The 17,813-nt window shown below is 40.0% G+C and carries 10 protein-coding genes; all 10 read right to left on the bottom strand.

Annotation, left to right across the window (positions count from 1 at the left end; all coding sequences use genetic code 11):
• Positions 1-162: 162 nt before the first annotated feature.
• The gene (locus J0654_RS15700) at positions 163-2,916 is read right to left on the bottom strand and encodes a helix-turn-helix and ligand-binding sensor domain-containing protein (protein ID WP_207030067.1); all 2,754 of its coding nucleotides are present in this window, start codon (positions 2,914-2,916) and stop codon (positions 163-165) included.
• 233 nt (positions 2,917-3,149) lie between these two features.
• The gene (locus J0654_RS15695; protein ID WP_207030066.1) at positions 3,150-4,334 is read right to left on the bottom strand and encodes an MFS transporter; all 1,185 of its coding nucleotides are present in this window, start codon (positions 4,332-4,334) and stop codon (positions 3,150-3,152) included.
• Positions 4,335-4,689: 355 nt separating this feature from the next.
• Positions 4,690-5,490: a hypothetical protein gene (locus J0654_RS15690; RefSeq protein ID WP_207030065.1), complete on the bottom strand. Its 801-nt coding sequence runs from the start codon at positions 5,488-5,490 to the stop codon at positions 4,690-4,692.
• Between the two features lie 23 nt (positions 5,491-5,513).
• The gene (locus tag J0654_RS15685) at positions 5,514-7,229 is read right to left on the bottom strand and encodes a SusD/RagB family nutrient-binding outer membrane lipoprotein (protein ID WP_207030064.1); all 1,716 of its coding nucleotides are present in this window, start codon (positions 7,227-7,229) and stop codon (positions 5,514-5,516) included.
• 29 nt (positions 7,230-7,258) lie between these two features.
• Positions 7,259-10,501 (bottom strand): SusC/RagA family TonB-linked outer membrane protein, encoded by a 3,243-nt coding sequence (locus J0654_RS15680; RefSeq protein ID WP_207030063.1) that lies wholly within the window; start codon positions 10,499-10,501, stop codon positions 7,259-7,261.
• A gap of 370 nt (positions 10,502-10,871) precedes the next feature.
• Positions 10,872-11,354 (bottom strand): helix-turn-helix domain-containing protein, encoded by a 483-nt coding sequence (locus J0654_RS15675; protein ID WP_207030062.1) that lies wholly within the window; start codon positions 11,352-11,354, stop codon positions 10,872-10,874.
• A 75-nt stretch (positions 11,355-11,429) separates the two neighbouring features.
• Positions 11,430-12,950 (bottom strand): helix-turn-helix domain-containing protein, encoded by a 1,521-nt coding sequence (locus J0654_RS15670; RefSeq protein ID WP_207030061.1) that lies wholly within the window; start codon positions 12,948-12,950, stop codon positions 11,430-11,432.
• 196 nt (positions 12,951-13,146) lie between these two features.
• On the bottom strand, positions 13,147-13,881 hold the full coding sequence (locus J0654_RS15665) for a hypothetical protein (RefSeq protein WP_207030060.1): 735 nt from the start codon (positions 13,879-13,881) through the stop codon (positions 13,147-13,149).
• A 45-nt stretch (positions 13,882-13,926) separates the two neighbouring features.
• Complete coding sequence (locus J0654_RS15660) at positions 13,927-14,772, bottom strand: DUF4412 domain-containing protein (protein ID WP_207030059.1); 846 nt, start codon at positions 14,770-14,772, stop codon at positions 13,927-13,929.
• A gap of 424 nt (positions 14,773-15,196) precedes the next feature.
• Complete coding sequence (locus J0654_RS15655; protein ID WP_207030058.1) at positions 15,197-17,704, bottom strand: response regulator; 2,508 nt, start codon at positions 17,702-17,704, stop codon at positions 15,197-15,199.
• Positions 17,705-17,813: the final 109 nt, after the last annotated feature.

Here is a 17,813-nt window from a genome sequence, read left to right as displayed (position 1 = left end):
TTTATCACTTAAACCCTATAAAATATGAGGATTTGAAAATATTTATAGGTCTAGTGATAAAGTTGGACATAGGGGTGAAATGTCGTTTTTTATCCGATCGTAGTGTTATTGTAGGGGTAATTTTAAGATTTGTAGGGCGATGACGGGCAAAAGTAGAGTTGCCTAAAAGTTTAAAATGTAGTCTATAAGGTTATCGTGATGGGGCAAATCGAATTTTTTCCGCAGTCTATACCTTTTCATTTCCACACTTTTTACAGAAATGTTAAGCAGCGGGGCTATTTCTTTTGAGGATAGGTTGAGTCTTAAATAGGCACATAAACGAAGGTCGTTATTGGTAAGGCTATCGTGTTTTGCTTTTATTCTTTTTAAAAAGTCCCTATCCGCATTATTGAATGCATCTTCAAAAAACTTCCAGTCGTCCTCGCTGTTTATATTGTTGTCTATTTCCTTAATTACAGTTTTTATACTTCTGTCCTTATTTGGAACTTCCTTAAGTTGGGATTTTAGCGAAGAAAGGAACTTGTTCTTTTTTACAAGGCTCATGGTGGAAATGGCCAGCTCCCGGTTTTTATTTTCTATTTCGTTTTGGAGTTTCTCAGTCTGTATTTTAGCTATACGCTCTTTCTCTTCAAGTTCCCTGCGTTCTAACTCTTTTTTGTTTCGTTTTATCAACGACTCTTGCTTTCTCTTATAGTAACTCTTGTAAAGCCTATGTATCAAAACAAACAGTAGGAATAAACCAATCGTGTATAGTGCTAGAGCAAGGTTAGAAAGATACCAGGGCCGTGATATCGTGAAACTGTACGAAGCCGTGTTTTGGCTAATACTGTTGCCGACCATCGCCCTTACCGTAAAAGTGTAGTCGCCAAATGCTAAATTTTTGAATGTAGCCTCGGACGATTCGGACCATTCGCTCCATCCATTGTAGAGATTCTCCATTTTATACTGGTACCTTACCTCAGTATATTTATCGTACTCGGGAACACTAAATTCGAATCTTACGTTGTTGTTGGCGTATTTGAACTGTTCATTATTACTGTTTATAGGTGCCTTTGAGGACAATTCTTGATACCCACCATAATAAATGGAGTTTATATGTATTTCCTTGTCGGATGATTCAACTTTGGCCAAGTCTAGCGATACATAGCCGTTGGAACTTCCGATCAAATATTTGGACTCAGCAATTTTGGAAATATTTTCAAATCCAGAAACTCCCAAATTCGATCTAATATCGCTAGGTATGGAAATGTTGGAGGAATTTAATTTGTTGCTCAAGGTGCTTTGGGAAACATATTGGATACCACTATTAGTGAAGAACCACAAACGCTGTTCTGATTTTTCGGGAATTATGATGCTTATCTGCCCGTTATTGTTTGCAAGAACCATTTGGGTCAATGTACTATCAATTTTAATATCATTTTCGTTTTTTATGGTATAGACCCCTGAGTTGGTCTTGTAATGTATCTGGTCCTGAAAACTGAAAATGTTGGAACTGTGGCCAAACCCTTCCTTGTTTATAACTTGCTTTGTTTTCCTAAAGTCGGATTGTAATTCAATAAAATATAACCCCTTTTGTTCGTGGTTTACAACTACTTCCAAAGAATCTAATTCAAAAAACCTACTGGAAACCGTAAACCCTTCAATTGAGTTTCGAAAAGTCCAAGAACCTTTTTTCTTTTCTAGGATACTTAGTCCGTTATAATTGCCCTGCAATAAAAGATTGTCATGGTTTTGTATTGGTTTTATGCCCCAAGTACCTGGAAAATCCGAAATAAGTTCGGCCTCATCATTTTTTACGACAAAGGTTCCATTGTTGTGTCCGCAAAAAACCGTGGAGTCCAAAAGTTGTAGGTTCCAGACCTGACCTTCCGTCCCATCAATCATTCGGAATGGATTTGAAGACTCTGTTTTTCTATAGAACAATCCTTGGTTGGTGCCAAGGTAGAGGTACCCATTATGGTTCAAGGCGGAATATACCAGACCTAGATTTCCCAGTTTGTCGACATACTCATTAAAAGGAGCGTATAAATTTATGATGCTTAGGCCATTGTCCAAACCTAGCCATAGGTTATTATCGGAATCTTCAAAAAGCGATAGTACGGTATTATTGTTAAGGCCTTTCTCCTGATCAATATTTTCAATAATGGAATCTCCATTTTGTGAGAGATGGTAAAATCCGTTGGAAATGCTTCCCAATATAAAAGAACCATCATTGAGTTGAATACTACTATAGAGTTTGATGTTTATGGTATCCATCGCCGTTTTCCATGGCTCAAGGGACTCTGAATCGAATTTGTAAAAACGGGAACCTTCCGTTACCGCTAAAATATCATTGTCTATCCCATATAGCCCAACAATGGGTTCATCCGTAAAAACGGGATCATTGCTCACTAATGCAGATTCGCCATTTTGAATGGTGAAAAGCCCTTTTCTGGCAATTTGAAAATATACATTGTTGTTAACTAAACTTAGATTGGCCTTGTCGGAATTCGCTTCAATAACTTTAAAGGTATCTTCGGCATGATCATATATATAGATCCTGTCCAAAGATTGGAAGAGTACCCATTGCTCCAACACAAGAATATCCCAAAACTCTTCGTCTTCGGCCATGGGTATTTCCATTTTTTGGGATAATGAGGTGTAAACAAGTTCACCATTATCCTGTTTGGTCCAATAGCCGAATTCGCGATAGGAGCCTGTATAAATTTTATCTCCAGCTGCTTTTACCGACCTTATAATGGGGGAAGTAGGCAATTTGTACTGATGCCATTTGCTACCATCGAACTCCAAAAGACTGGTATGGTTGGCTATATAAATATTGTTTGATGGGGATTGTGTTATTGCCCAGTTCTGAAACTCACCATTGTATTCTTTTGTGGTATAATTTTTTATGGGAGGCAGTTCTTGACCCAGCATTGTTGAGCAAAGCAAAACCAGTAAATAAAAAATATGTGGCCTCAATATGGATCAGTTTAATTGTACACCAAAAACATAAATTTAAGCACTATTTAATAATTGGTGTTTTTACAATATACAAAGTATTTTACATGGAATTCAAAGTTTGGGCAGCGAGGTTGATGGGATAGGTTTCTTCAAGGTTTACTGGAAGTAGGTGAAAAAGGGAGATTGTTCCCAATACCGATTTACCCCTATTTCTTTTTGCTTTTCTGGGTATACAAAATTGCAATCCCGATGCAGGCGCCAATAAAAGCCAAAATACTTCCAACAACACTCGCGTAGTTGAAACCAAGCCCAAATACCATGGGCAACCCCCCTAAATAAGCTCCTGAAGCATTTCCCATGTTAAAAGCACTTTGGTTCATGGAAGAGCCCAGTTTCTCTGCACCTTTGGCCGCCTTTATGATTGCAATTTGAATAGGGGCCGTAATGGAGAAGGTAATAACCCCTACAATAAAGCTTAGCACAAATATGGCAATCTGGTTACTGGCAAAAATGGAGTTCAAAAAAAGTATGGTGGTCATGCTGAGCATACTAATGACGACTGATTTTACAGGGTTGAAGATTTCTACCATTCGTGCACCCAAAAAGTTGCCAAAGAACATTCCTACCCCCGCCACTATCATGATGTACCCAACATTTGCTTCTGGGAGTTTAGTTACATTGATCACCAAAGGTGCAATGTAGCTATACCAGGCAAAAAAGCCTCCCGTACCAACTGTTGTCAAAATGATCAAAGCCCATAGTTTTTTATTGCGCAGTCCAGGCGATGGACTTTGTGATTTGGGATTGTCCGCCTCTTCCAATTCTTTTTTTGGCATCCAAAAATAGAGACTGGATAAGGTTGCGATTCCTGCAATCCCGACAAGCATAAACGAATAGCTCCAATGTAATTCTTGACCAATATAGGTTCCCAGCGGTACACCCAGAATATTGGCAACGGTCAATCCGGAAAACATTATGGCCATGGCTTGTGCGGACTTTCCAGGTTTGGCCAAGTAGCCCGAAACTACTGCTCCAATACCAAAAAAAGCACCGTGGGGCATGCCGGATAAAAAACGGAACAACATCATCACCCAATAGTTGCCAGAAAAAGCGGACAGCGTATTGAACAGCGTAAACCACAGCATTAGAAACAACAAGGTTTTTTTGGGATTTAGATTGTTTGTGATTCGTGCCATTACAGGAGCACCAATAACCACACCTAAGGCATAAATGGCGATAAAATGGCCTGCTTTGGGAATTGATATGTCCAACGAATCCGCAATGTTGGGCAGAATCCCCATGATCACAAATTCAGTAAGACCTATTCCGAACCCTCCTATGGCAAGAGATAAAAGGGCTTTTTTATTGGTAGATTGAGGGGTATTGTCCAAGCTTGTTTTCTTAAGGTGCAAAGGTAAGCCCTAAGAATTGAAAGTGGCGCAAGGATTTTTGCTTAATTCTATTTTGAATTACCTCACGCAAAACTAAAGAAAACAGCCTTGAGGATTGGACTAATTCAAATACATTCAAAAAATGAAACAAATACTTTTGAAAAGATATTTTGGGTTTCAAGGCTGTTTTGAAGATTGTTTTTTTTTAGTTACCTCTAAACTACATCAACACCTGGTTTTTTTCGGAAATCCTCAACAACGAGTACTCATCCCGACCGATAAGAACCATTTTTACGACAAAACAAAAGACCCGCTCCAATTGGAACGGGTCTTTCTTTTGAACAATATGTAAAAATCAATTGATACATGGAGATGGGTTTGGGCCAAACGGACCCAGTACTTCACCCTCCGGTGTCTCAATAGTGTAAACGTGTTCTTCTTCAAAAGCCCCACTCGTGTATGAAATCACCAATTCACTTGTACCTTCGGGAACATCAACATTGAATGTTGCTGCATCACCGGCGGTAAAGGTGTAATCCGTGGCTACGCCGTCGATTTCGAAAGTCACAAAGGCACCATCCCAGCCATCACCAAAAAGGTCTTGCATTTCTATAATCCATGTGCCGGGTACTGTGGTTCCCGAAATAGGGGAGCACTTTACCAAAACGATAAAGTTAAACGCTTGGAGTTGCTCTGGTTGGCCCGTTACGGTGGCACTATAATTTTCTACAGTGGTCTCTGTGCCGTCAACCCCTGTTGATTTCCCTAAAAAACGGATAAAATCACCTCCAGAAATGTCATCTACCGTTATGCCCAAAGCACTTGCGATGTCCGTATAAGGGATGGAGATATCACTTGGAAACTCCGTAATCGTCGCCAGTTGTACAGTATCTGTGGAGACACCTCCTGATTCCAAGGTTACGCTCAGTTCCCAAGAAGCGACATTGTCGCTTGGGTCGTCAACGGTCCCTGAAAAAGTGGAAGAGGCAAGGTCGCCTTTGGCCACAATGGTCTCGTCCAAAAGGATTCGCACATACGGAGCAGCCGAATCATCGAGTTCGAACACATTGAGGGGATTTTTGTCACTGTCCTCGCATGCAGCAATTCCCAAAACTAGGAGAACAAGACCGAATATATATTTAAAGTTACTTTTCATCTGTATTGTTTTTTAGTTAGAAATCAATCAACGAATCCTTCAGGGTTTGTGTCCCAGAACACTGGGGTACTTGGAGCACTTTTCTGTGTGATGTTCGTGTTACTGTCCGCTGCTGTCTGTGAGTACCACATAGATCTTAGGAACGTTCCTGGGTCAGGTGTGGTAAATGCAGGGGTGAGATTGTCCGGTTGACCGGTTCTTCGGTAAGTGTTGTAAGCTTCTATACCATTGCACCACAGTGCTATAAAATATTGCTCTACAATAATGCGGAGTTTGTCCGTATTGTCCCCAGCATCGTAGCTGGCCAATATTTCGGCAACATGATTGTCGATTGCCGTTGCATTTGCCTCGTAACCCGTACCACTGGCCAACGATGCTCCGAAGTTTGCGACGGTACCCATGGATTGTCTGATTCCTGTTTCCAGATAATCCCTTGCATTTCCTGTTGTATTCAATGTCAACGATGCTTCTGCCAACATGAAATAGGTGTAGGAAGACATTAGGATAGGTGAAATACCTGCGCCTGCCAAGCCTTCGTTAACTGCGCTGGAACCGGATACATTTCTAAAGGAGTTATCATCAAAAGGACCTCCAACGGGATATGTGCCATGTAATGTTCTAAAGGCATCATCTGGTGGAATACCATCGTCATCCAAGTGGTTTCTTCCCCAATATCCGCTCAAGCCATTGGTAGAGGGTACCAAACAATAAGGTTGGGTAGGGTCCCACCACGCTGGAAGGGATATTTCGGTAACACATTCTTTGGTGACTACATCTGCACCCGAAAAATCCGATTGTTGTCTGTAGAAGTAATACCTGATTCTTGGGTCGGGCTCACTGTACTGATTGGCCATCAAATCCATATAATAGTTGGAAGTGTAAAAGTCGGAACTTGGCCCGGCACCATCATAATTGGCATCAAAATAAGGATGTCTACTATCTGGTGAGGCATTGTTGGTGCCCCACTGGAAGAAGAAATCATCGGAAGCATCCAAAATCAGTTGGTTACCACTGATCAACTCGTTGATTCGAGAAGTGGAGACCGATGCCCCAAAACCTTCGGCACTGGCCAAACGAGTTTGCAAGTAAAGTTTAAGGCGCATGGTATTGGCCACTTTCTTCCATTGTCCTTCGTTACCATTGTAGAAAAGATCATCCAATGGCAATGAAGTTTCATCTTTGTTGAGATTGGCTATGGCATCAATCAAAAGTTGGTCTGCGGCCTGATAAATGGAAGCTCCTGAATCCAAGGAGGGATTTAGTATGCCTTCGCCACCTGCCACTGCTTCTGAGTAAGGTACATCTCCGAAGAAGTCCACCATGGACATCATAATGTACGCCTCTAAAATTTGACCGATGGCGATATGGGTATATTGCCCCGCTTCTTCAGCCAAGGGATTCATGGTTCTGATATCAATCAATGCTCGTGCATAAACGTTGTCCCAAACCCTATCAAAATCCGATGGGTCGTAATTCTCACGATAGGTCGGTCCAAAACCGTGTTGCATTCTCACCGGCTCCATACCAAACTGGCTGAGGCCGTTTTCCGCACGTCCCTCTTCACCAGAGTGGATTTGTGCTGTCATCAGCTGTATTTGATTCAAAAAGAAATCAACGCTTGCCTGCGACGGATTTAATGCGTTAGGACTCTCCACAACATCCAAAGAGGTTGTCTCACAGCCCAACATAACTGTCAGTGCAGCGATTAGGAGACTTAGTATATTTGATATTTTTTTCATAATATATTTTTTGATTCTGTTAGCTGCTATTAAAATGATGCCCTTACGGTAAGACCATATCTTCTTGTAGATGGTCCAGTGAAGAAATCAATCCCTTGTCCGTTACCTACACCGGTACTAGATGAGTTGGTGTCGTAGCGGATATCATCCGGGAAGTTCACCGCTTTGTACCATAGGTTGGAACCGGATAGTGTTAAGGATAAGCTGCCAAAAGGTGTTTTATCCAACATTTTCTTTGGAATGGAGTATCCTAAAGAGGCTTCCTGTAAACGAATGGTTGTTCCGTCAAAAATATTTACCTCGTTGATGCCACCGGCGAAAAAGGTGTTGAACCCAAACTCGGTGGAAGATATGGCAACATCGTTCGGTGTGCCATCGGCAAAAACACCGGGTAGCACATAATTGGACTCTCTGTGAATCGGGTCATCGGCATCAACCACTCCACGACCAATCAAACCTGCTGTGGTCACGGAATAGACATCACCTCCGTGACGATACTGTAGGTTCGCCGATAGGGTGAAGTTCTTGAACGTTATCGTTGGGATAAGTGCTGTGGTCCAATCGGGGTTGGGATCACCTATTTCGGTAATGTTATTGTCCACTAAATAGCGCCCGTTACTACCTACCACTTTGTTTCCATTGTCATCTCTTTGAATAGTGCTTCCCAAGAGTACGCCAAATGGCCTGCCTTCCACGGCATAGTTTGCTGCTTCACCGGAAACGGCAAATGTCAAAAGGATGTTATTTGTGCCTTCGGCCAGGTCGGTTACGGTAGTTTCACTGGCTGTAAAGTTTCCAGCGAGATTAAATCCAATACCATCTTCACTTTCTCTAAGAATATTCAGATCATAGTCGGCCTCAATACCTTTGGTTTCTACTTCACCAATGTTCACAAAAGTGGAACGGAAACCGGTTGAACTATCCAAAGTACGATTGGTGATAAGGTCTGTAGTCGATTTTTGGTACAAACTCAGATTAAAATTAAGTCTGTTGAACAAACGCGTATCCAAACCAATTTCCAACTCCTGTACTCGCTCTGGAGATAAATCCCTGTTGCCCAGCACATCGGAAACGGTATTTCCGGAAACAACATTTCCGTTGAGGTCCACAAATGTTCTTGCACCCAACGATAGTACATCCCTTGTGTTAAATGGGGTTGGGAAACCTGCAGAGGATCCATAACCCACCCTAAGTTTGGCGTAGTTCAGTACATTGCCCTGTAAGGCTGGAAAAGCTGTTGTCGGGATAAAGGAAAGACTGGCTCCAGGATAGAACAATGAATTGTTTTCCCTTTCCAATGTGGAGGACCAATCGTTTCTTCCTACAACATTTAAATAGAGCAAATCTTTATAGGATAATGTGGCATCCAAATAAACACCGACCAAGTTTTCTTCAAAATTCTGGTTCAGGTTGCTGCCCGAAAAGGAGTTGACCGATGAAGGTGTTGTAAAGTTAAAGTGCTCCAGTACACCAAAAACCAATTGTCCCTGACTTTCTATACCATCTTGTGCATAGGTATCCCTTCGACTATTGGCACCAAATGTTGCGGTAAGATTCAAATCTTCGGAAAGACTTTTTTCTGCACTCAAGATAAGGTCGTGGTTCCAAATGGAATTTCTTACGGAGGTTGTTCTCAAAATACCCAATGTAGGTCCGTCGACACCACCTCTGTTCTGTCCGTAGAAGTTCAACTCGGTATAAGTATCCAAACCAACACGGTAGGTAAGGTTCATCCAGTCGTTTATAGCATAGCTCATGGAAACATTACCTGTAAAGCGGTCGGTTTCCTGAGATGTTTTTGAGTTGGCTACGGTCCAGTACGGATTTTGGATGTCGTTTCCAGATCTGTAGTAAAGACTTCTACCATCCGCTGCTTGAAACGGAATATTGGTCAAATCCACACTTCTTGGCGTGTAAAGGACATCACCAAATATGGCGGAACCATTAAATGCGGCACCACTACCTGTACTTACAGCATTAGGAGGGGATTTATATCCTGTTCTTGCAAAATTGAAGACTCCAGATACGGTCAAGTTATTTGACAGGGTAGCATTACCACCCAAACTAAAGTTGTTACGGAGCAATCTGTTGCCCGGGGTGACCCCTATGTCTTCGGTACGTCCGTAGTTGGCGTTATAGTTTACTTTTTCTGAACCTCCGCGAACATTTACAGATGAGCTGTACACATAACCTGTCCTAAAGAATTCCTCTACACCATTATATGGCTTATATGGGTATTCAGTATTCAAAAGGTCTTCGTAACCGGCTATTAACGTTGGGTCTGCAATATAGTTGAACGGGTGTCTGAGAAGTGCCACACCGTTGGCCCCCGTACGAATAAATTGTCCCGCTTGGGCTATTCCGTCATCATCGGTACGATCAAAACGTGGTCCCCAGTTACTAAAGAAAAATCCGAAGCCTTGGTGGAACCCACCTCCGTAATTATCTTGGAATTTTGGGAGTACTGCATTGGACATAAATACCGATTGGGTAACGGATACCTCGGTTTTAGAGGGTGCATCTCCAGTAGCGGCACCTTTGGTGGTAATTAAAATAACCCCGTTACGCCCTCGGTTACCATATAATACCGTTGCACTTAGTCCTTTTAGTACACTTACACTTTCTATATTGTTTGGGTCGAGGTCCAAGAATCTACTGGATTCTGTATTTCCATCCAAAAAGTTGGTTTGTGTATTGGTTCCGGAATCAAACGGAATACCATCCACAATAAACAAGGGTTGGTTGGATTGTGTTGCGGACGAATACCCTCGAATGATGATGTTGGTACCTGAACCGGACATACCGTTGTTCGAGGTAATGTTCACCCCGGCAACTTTTCCGTTCAAAACACGAGCTACATCAGCTTCTGGTCTTGATTCCACTTTTTCTGATTCCACTGTGGTCACCGAATATCCCAGGGAGCGTTTCTCTCTAACAATACCCTGTGCAGTTACCACCACTTCTTCAAGTTGGGAAGCGTCTTCTTGCATTTGCACGTCCAATGTACTTGCTGCGCCAACACTTATTTCCTGTGTTCTTTGTCCCAAATAGGAAAATACGAGCACGTCTCCCTCATTGGCTTCAATGGCATAGTTGCCATCAAAATCGGATTGTGTGCCCCTTACGGTACCCTTTACAATAATGTTTACACCGGGCAAGGGTACCCCTTCTTGGTCGGTGACCGTTCCGGTAACCGTTTTTTCTTGAGCATGGGCAAATGCTATCGATAGACACATAGCCATCAGTGCTCCAAACAGTTTCTTTACTTTCATACGAATAAAGTTTTGTTAGTAATTTGACATGAGTTAGGGCAACTGAGAAAGGTGGACGGCGCTAGGAAAATGATAGCTAATTCAAATAATACTTCTGGGAAGTGAACAAAACTCAATGGATTTTGTTTTTTAAGAAGTAGAGCCTCTCACCGCCCTACCTTTACAATTGCATAACAAATCAACTTATAAGCGCATTGTGTCAGGTACTTTTTAAACGGCGAGAACCTTAAAAAAAGGGATGCCCATAGGGAAGTACCTTTTTTAACAGATACGGATAGATATGGTGACCATTTGATAATAGGGTGTAAAAAAAACCTCTTGGAATTCCAAGAGGTTTTTGCAAATAGCTTAAACTATGTAGGGGGCGCTGCTACGCCACCTGTACTTCGTGTTGCCTGACGAATCCAATATTTGTAGCAGCTCTGTAATCGTTGGGACTAAGCCCTGTGATTTTCTTAAAGGCACTGTAAAAGCTGTTTTTACTATTAAAACCAACTTCGTACATAATGGCCTTTACGCTTAAAGAGGGTTCAGAAACCAATAGCTTTTTTGCCTCCCTTATTCTATATTCATTTAAAAAAGAATAAAAGTTTTTGGAGAAATAGGTGTTGATCACTTGGGATACCTTATATCTATTGTCTTGAATATGGTCCGAAAGGATATCCAAACAAATGGTATTGTTCCTGTAAATCTTATCTTCCTCAAAGGCTTTTTTAATTTTACTGCGAATTACCAAGGCTTCTTCTTCCGTTAATCCAGACTTCTTGTACTTTTCATGACTGTTTACAGGTTGGAGTGTCTGGTCCTCCTGCCCCTTGTACTTAAAAACGAATTGTTTTAGTAGTCGTTTCATATGATTGATGATTTTTGATTGATGACTACTAGATTAGCTATAAAATCCTTGTTTTTCGGTGTTCCCGATAAGAATTTACCCTTGTTTTAGGGTGTTGAGGTATTCGCTTGGGGTAAGTTGGGTGTCTTTTTTAAAAGCTTTGTTGAAAGATACTTTGTTATTGTACCCAACTTCATAGGCAATGTCAATAATGTTGAGTTCGTGTTCTTTTTCAAGAAGTTCTTTGGCCTCTCGAATACGATGGGAGTTTACAAACTCCCTAAAGCTCATATTAAAGTGTTCATTGATCAGCTGAGATGCATTATGGCGGGTGGTATCCAGTTTATCGGCTACCATATCCAAGTTGATGTCGTTGTTCCGATATAATTTTTCTTTTTGGAAAAGGTCGCTCAAGTGTTGCTTGAGTTCTTGGGAAAGGCTCTCCGTGAGTCCGGATTTCACGTATTTTGGGAATAAACGGTTGGTATAGGAGTAGCGTCCACTAAATACGTCGGGCTGCACGTTTGCCGCGTACCCGATATAAAGGACCATGGTACTCATCAAAACTATGGGTGCGTGATAGAATATACCACTGTTTATACCAGCAATAATATACGCTCCATAAACTAGATACACCGCTACATAGCTAACATGGATCAAGTAGATGTTTTTCTGCCAAATCCTGGTTTTTTTATTTAATCCTTCTTTGTTTTTGGTCAGAATCCAATGCACAAATAAAGCATAAACACCCAAAGAAATTGCTTTTAAAGCAACCAATAATAATAGTTTGGTCGAGTCTCCTGGGTTTAAGCCTTCTTCCAGTCGCTGCAACATTTGTGTTACCTTTTGGGAACCGGAAAAGCCATAAACTGTGAAAAATAAATATATGGTAAGCACAACGGCAGGTAAAAAGTGCCAAAGATCTTTTTTGTTAAGGTCGCTTGATTTGGATACCCTTTTGTAATATAAAAAAAGGAGCGGGCCATATAAAAAGGAGGACCAAGTGGACATGAGGTAGGTATGTGGAAACTCGAATACATAATTGGTTTGGTTGACACATATGTTTAAAATAAACAGAGAGTGAATAAAGACAAAAGTTGCAATAAGAATCCGGGCCTGCTTGTCGATCTTTTTATTGATCAACAGGACAAAAGTGACATAAAAACCAATTAAGCAAACAAAAAGGTAAAAAATGGACCAACCTGTGAATTTCGGTAATATGGTTCCGGATAGTTTTTCGAAGCTTTTTTCGCTTCGGATACTATCAAAATCCTCATGCAACAAAAATGTCGGCTGAAAATCTATTTTAAAATAGTCATAAATGTAAGAGATGGACTCTTCTGTATTGTCCAATGCGGCCTCACTAAGTGCCAACTTTTTTAGAATATGGATTTTCTCTTCCTTATTGGTTGCCTCAAGATTCTTTTTGTATAGGAAAACCGCTTTTTCAAAACGGTGGATATTGAAATAGTAGTCGGCCCAATCCAGGGAATCCTTAAAAGTTTCAGCGGTAGGCGTAGGTATGCCTGCATAACCACTGCTAACGGTAATGCCAAAGGCCAACATGGAGTTTAGCCATAGAAACAGTAAGACAATATAGTTGGTTAATTGTCTCATTTTTGATTGATGATGAATTAGGCATCAACAATTTATGAAAATAAGACGTTAAAAACGTTAACAAACTATTAAACTAGGTAAGCCCCGATAAAAGTTTACCTTTCAAACACGAGTAATAGCAAGGTTTTCTAAGGTAACCCATAAAAAAAGCTAAGAAAATCTTCTCAGCTCTTTTAAGGCGATTTTTTATAAAATCTTAATCATCCTTCATAAATGAATATGTGATGTTTTTTGGAATTTCGGGAAGTGTTGCATATTCAATCTCCTGCGGATAGGTCTTACCATCTTTATCTTTAAAAACTTTTTTGATTTCATATTTTACGACGTTCCAACCCTCTTTAAACTCCAGATTATAGGTTGTATTCTTCTCATAAATTTCCTCTTGGTTAAGTGCGTAAGCTTCTTGTTTACAGTTCCCTTTAACCGAACCCGGTTGACCCACAAAATACCAGTCTACATAATATCCCGGTGAAAAGGCATAGGTGCCAATATTCATTAAAGATTCTGCAAACGCTGCTGAGTTTACCGCAAAGAAATACCCCAATCGTTTTTTTTCACTCATATTCACTAACATGAATGCTCCCATTTGGGATAATTTTGAAATGGGTTGGTTGCCGTTTTCCACCATTAGGGAATCTCCAAAACAGTTGAACAATTTGTCAACGGTCATAAGGGATGCCGTCCAGCCATCGTTATCCTTTTTGTTTTCTTCTTCCATTTCCTTTTTTATATCATCCAAAAAATTGGGGTTTAAAGGAATTTTGAAGTTACCTTGATCATCAACGGAACCGATTACTTTTGGTTGCATCAGACCTGTTATAATGTCCCCGGAGCCAACTTCCCAATCGAGAATGGTTCCTGTAAAATCTTGTTGGGCTATTACGAATTGTACGATCAGTAAAAGTGGCAATAATAAGGCTGTTTTTTTCATATCCTTTAAAGTGTTGTAAATAGAATTGTTTAAGAGGTTTCCTGATTATTGATTGCCAAAAGTGGAATAATCAGCTTTTTTAATCGAGAATGGTTGCTCTTCCAATTGTACACAAGTCATCGTCATGTTGTTTTTGTCATTCTCTTTGTCCTCCATGATCATTTCCATGACCAAACCTTCATTGTCGCCTTCTTTTAACCAATCTACTTGGAAGCCCTTGGGCATCTGATTGCTCTTACCGTATATGTCGCTAAAACTTACTTCGGTATCAAAAGTATTGTAAAGGGTAAACTTGTATTTGTCATTTTCCATCACATAGCCTTTACAGTCATACCCCAGTACTGTTTTACCAGCTATTTCGGTCATGGTGTAATTGGAAATATCCATATCCTCGTTCATTTCCTCTACATTGATATCATCAGGGATTTTTGTCACGGAGGCGAATTTATTTCCATCGTTCTCCATAAAGATGACCGTTAGTAGCTTGGACATATCATAAATCATGAACATATCCATGCCTTGGTTCATTTTTGCACCCCAGTAAGGCGCATCTTTTTTCAGGTAATATGCAATGTCCATATCGCTTTTGGACCTGGCAGCATCAATTTTCATTTTATATACCCACTCAAATTGGTATTCATCGGCAACATCATCCATGTTTCCCATTTCTCCACCTATTGGTACAGGGCTGTTTTTGTTGAATTCAGGATCCAACATTTTGTCCATTGCCTTACTGGCCTTTTGGGCAGCTTTGTCGGCAACTTTATCCGTTACGGTCCGCTCAACTCTATCGGAAACTTTTTTCTTTAGTTTTTTAAAGAATTGGGCGTTAGCTCCTTGTGCAACAAATAATACAATCAAGATTGAATAAATAACTTTCTTAGTGTTCATTGTTCTGAGGTTTTAATTTTTAGTGTTCCCTGTATTTTTCAATTACAGGAGTATGGTTAATTTTTCACCATCAAATGATTAAAAAACAAATAGATATCCATTTGCATTAACCTCCCATTAAGCGATCAGGTTCGTGATAAGTACTAAAGTCCAATTTGTTTTTTAACCGTGACCCTTAGCGAGATTTCAAGAGTATTTGGAGACACCATAAATCAAAAAATGAAATTATGACTCTTTGAAAAATCGCATGGTCAACGGTTTAATATTGTGTTTGTTCGGTAGGATTGGAGGCTGTTCGAAACATCAATGTATTTAGATTACTATATATTTTTATAGTCAATGGCTTACTACAATAATAAGCACCATTACCCATTAGTGATATGCAATATGTAACAATTGATGGAAGAAATGTAACAATGGTTTGTTATTGATTATGAATGGATTGGCTGTACTCCAATGGTGTTTTGTTGTAAGTCTCCTTAAAACATTTTATAAAATAGGAAGGGGTGTTAAAGCCAACGGAGTAAGCAATCTCATTTATATTGGCTTTTGAATTCTCCAACATGGCCAAGGCTTGTTTCAATCTTTGTGATCTTATAAAGTTAGAAGTTGATAGGTTGGTATAGGCCAATAATTTCCGATGCAATTGCATTCGGCTGATTCCAAGCATTTCACTTAGTTTGGCGGCATTAAAATCTGAATTGGAAAGTTCTTTGTCCAAAATCTTTTGAATTTTGTTCAAAAAGGCCTCCTCTGCAGAGGTTATGGAAATGTCATTTGGTTTTAAAACAAACTCCTTACTGTATCTATCACGAAGAGCTTTTCTTACTTCAATAAGGTTAGCCAACCGTTTTTCCAAAATCGGCAATTTGAAAGGTTTGACGATAAAATCGTCCGCCCCGGATTTTAAGCTTTTAAGTTCCTGTTCTTCGCCTACTCCTGCCGTAAGCAACACAATTGGGATATGACTCGTTCTTTGGTCCTGTTTTAGTTTATTGCACATTGTAATCCCATCCATTACCGGCATTTTAATATCGGATAAAATTACATCCGGGATCAACCGTAATGCTTCCTCAATTCCGAATTGGCCATTTTTAGCTTCATAAATGGAATAGTTGGTCTTAAGCGAGGACTTTATAAAATCCCGTACATCTTTATTGTCCTCCACCACAAGTAAAATGGGGAGCCCATCCTTTGTTTCCTCCAAATTAGAAGACCGATTTTCTCCTGGCCCATTATTTTCTACCATTAATTTTGGAACCTTTTTTGGAACAGGTACAATATCATTTGGTGAGAACGATGTTTTGCCTATAGGAATCTGAACGGTAAACTCAATGGTATTGTCTTCTTTAGCCGAAACATCAATACTTCCTTTGTGTAATTGCACCAGTTCCTTGACCAATGATAACCCAATTCCGGCTCCCTCAGCGTACTCATTGTTTTGGTAGAACCTGTTGAATAACTTATCTAGGGGTATTTCGGAAATATCATCTACCGAATTTCGGATTTTAAGAAACAGTGTCTTATCCTTTTTCGATGCGTCCAGTTCACAGATGCCATTTTCAGGGCAATATTTGAGTGCATTGGAAAGTAAATTGGTAACAATTTTTTCTATGATGTCCTCATCAAACCATGCCTTTGGGATTGATTGAATATTGTAGGAATACTGTATTTTTTTAGCACTTGTCTTGAATTCAAAAGAGCTGGCTATAAAGTTTATGAGAAGACCTAAGTTGCCCTGGTTGATTTTTAACTTTAACCTTCCCTTGTCGAGCTTTGCAAGATCAAGTAGTTGGTTCACCAAAGACAAAAGACGACTGGTATTACGTTTTATCATGGAAAACAAGTTGTAATCGGCATCGGATAGATTGCCTTCCCGCAATTTTGCTTCGGTCGGTCCCGAAATTAATGTCAAAGGGGTTCTAAACTCGTGGGAAATATCTACATAGAGCTTGGATTTTAATTGTTGTTCCTTCTCCAATAAAGAGGTTTTCTTTTCCAGTTCCTTTGTTCTTTCCGCTACGAGTTCGGAGAGTTCCTCGTTTAATTTTTTGGAGACCTCTTCATTCTCCTTAAGCTGCTCAATATATTTTTGCTTTACCTCATCCTTTTCTTTTTCGATTAAACTAAACTTGTATCCAAGCCCTAAGGAAAAACATATCATTTCCAAAAATGTACCCAATTGGGAGGCATTAAAAGTGTAAAAGCCCAAAAGATGATGGGAAGTAACGTTTTCCGAGAAATTATGTCCTTGTGCGGCATAAACTCCTAAAATGGAGAAGGCAAACAGAAATAGGTTGGCAAAGAGCACATAGTACCTCAAATTTGACTTGATTACCAAAAATGCCCTGATCAATGCCATTAAAGTATAAAGGTGCATGGGTATCATCACAAAATGTTGGTACCGTTCCACAACCTCCAATTGATCGGTAAAAAGGGTAAACAAAAAAATGAGTCCGGCAATCGTGTACAGTAACTTGGAAAATATATTGAGCCTGGACGCGAAGTCCCTGTCATATTTTTCAATCTCCGCAAAAATATTGATGAACTTTACATACACACCCGTAATGACCAATAGAAGAGGGGTGAGTAAATAGTAGTAATAGGATTGCCCCAAATTGAACAAATCAAACTTTACAACGGAATCTGTTCTCAGGAAAAAGTAAATAGTGAAAATTATGAGGTAAACTGCGTAGTATAGATAATCTTTTTTCTTGTTTTGGATATACAACAACAGCATATAAAACCCCATGACCAAAAAGGCCCCCAGAAAAAATACAGAGGTGAATATGGCTTTGGAGGCAGCTCTATATTCGTTTAGGGTGAATAGTTGTGCGCCTGACTGTTCTTGTGAAAACACAACAGTGCAGCAAAACAAAAGCAATATGGATAATAGTGTTTTTACTTTTATTTGTAAGCCTGCAATTTTCAAAGTACCGGTTTGTGTGAGGATTTGATTGAAATTTTAATCGATTATACACCAATTGGTGCAAAATCAATGCATTTACATTCCTTATAAATGTAAAAAATAAAAACTGGCT

The organism is Flagellimonas profundi, from assembly GCF_017313275.1.
Classification (GTDB): Bacteria; Bacteroidota; Bacteroidia; order Flavobacteriales; family Flavobacteriaceae; genus Flagellimonas; species Flagellimonas profundi.
This window is presented reverse-complemented; position numbering and strand designations above follow the sequence as displayed.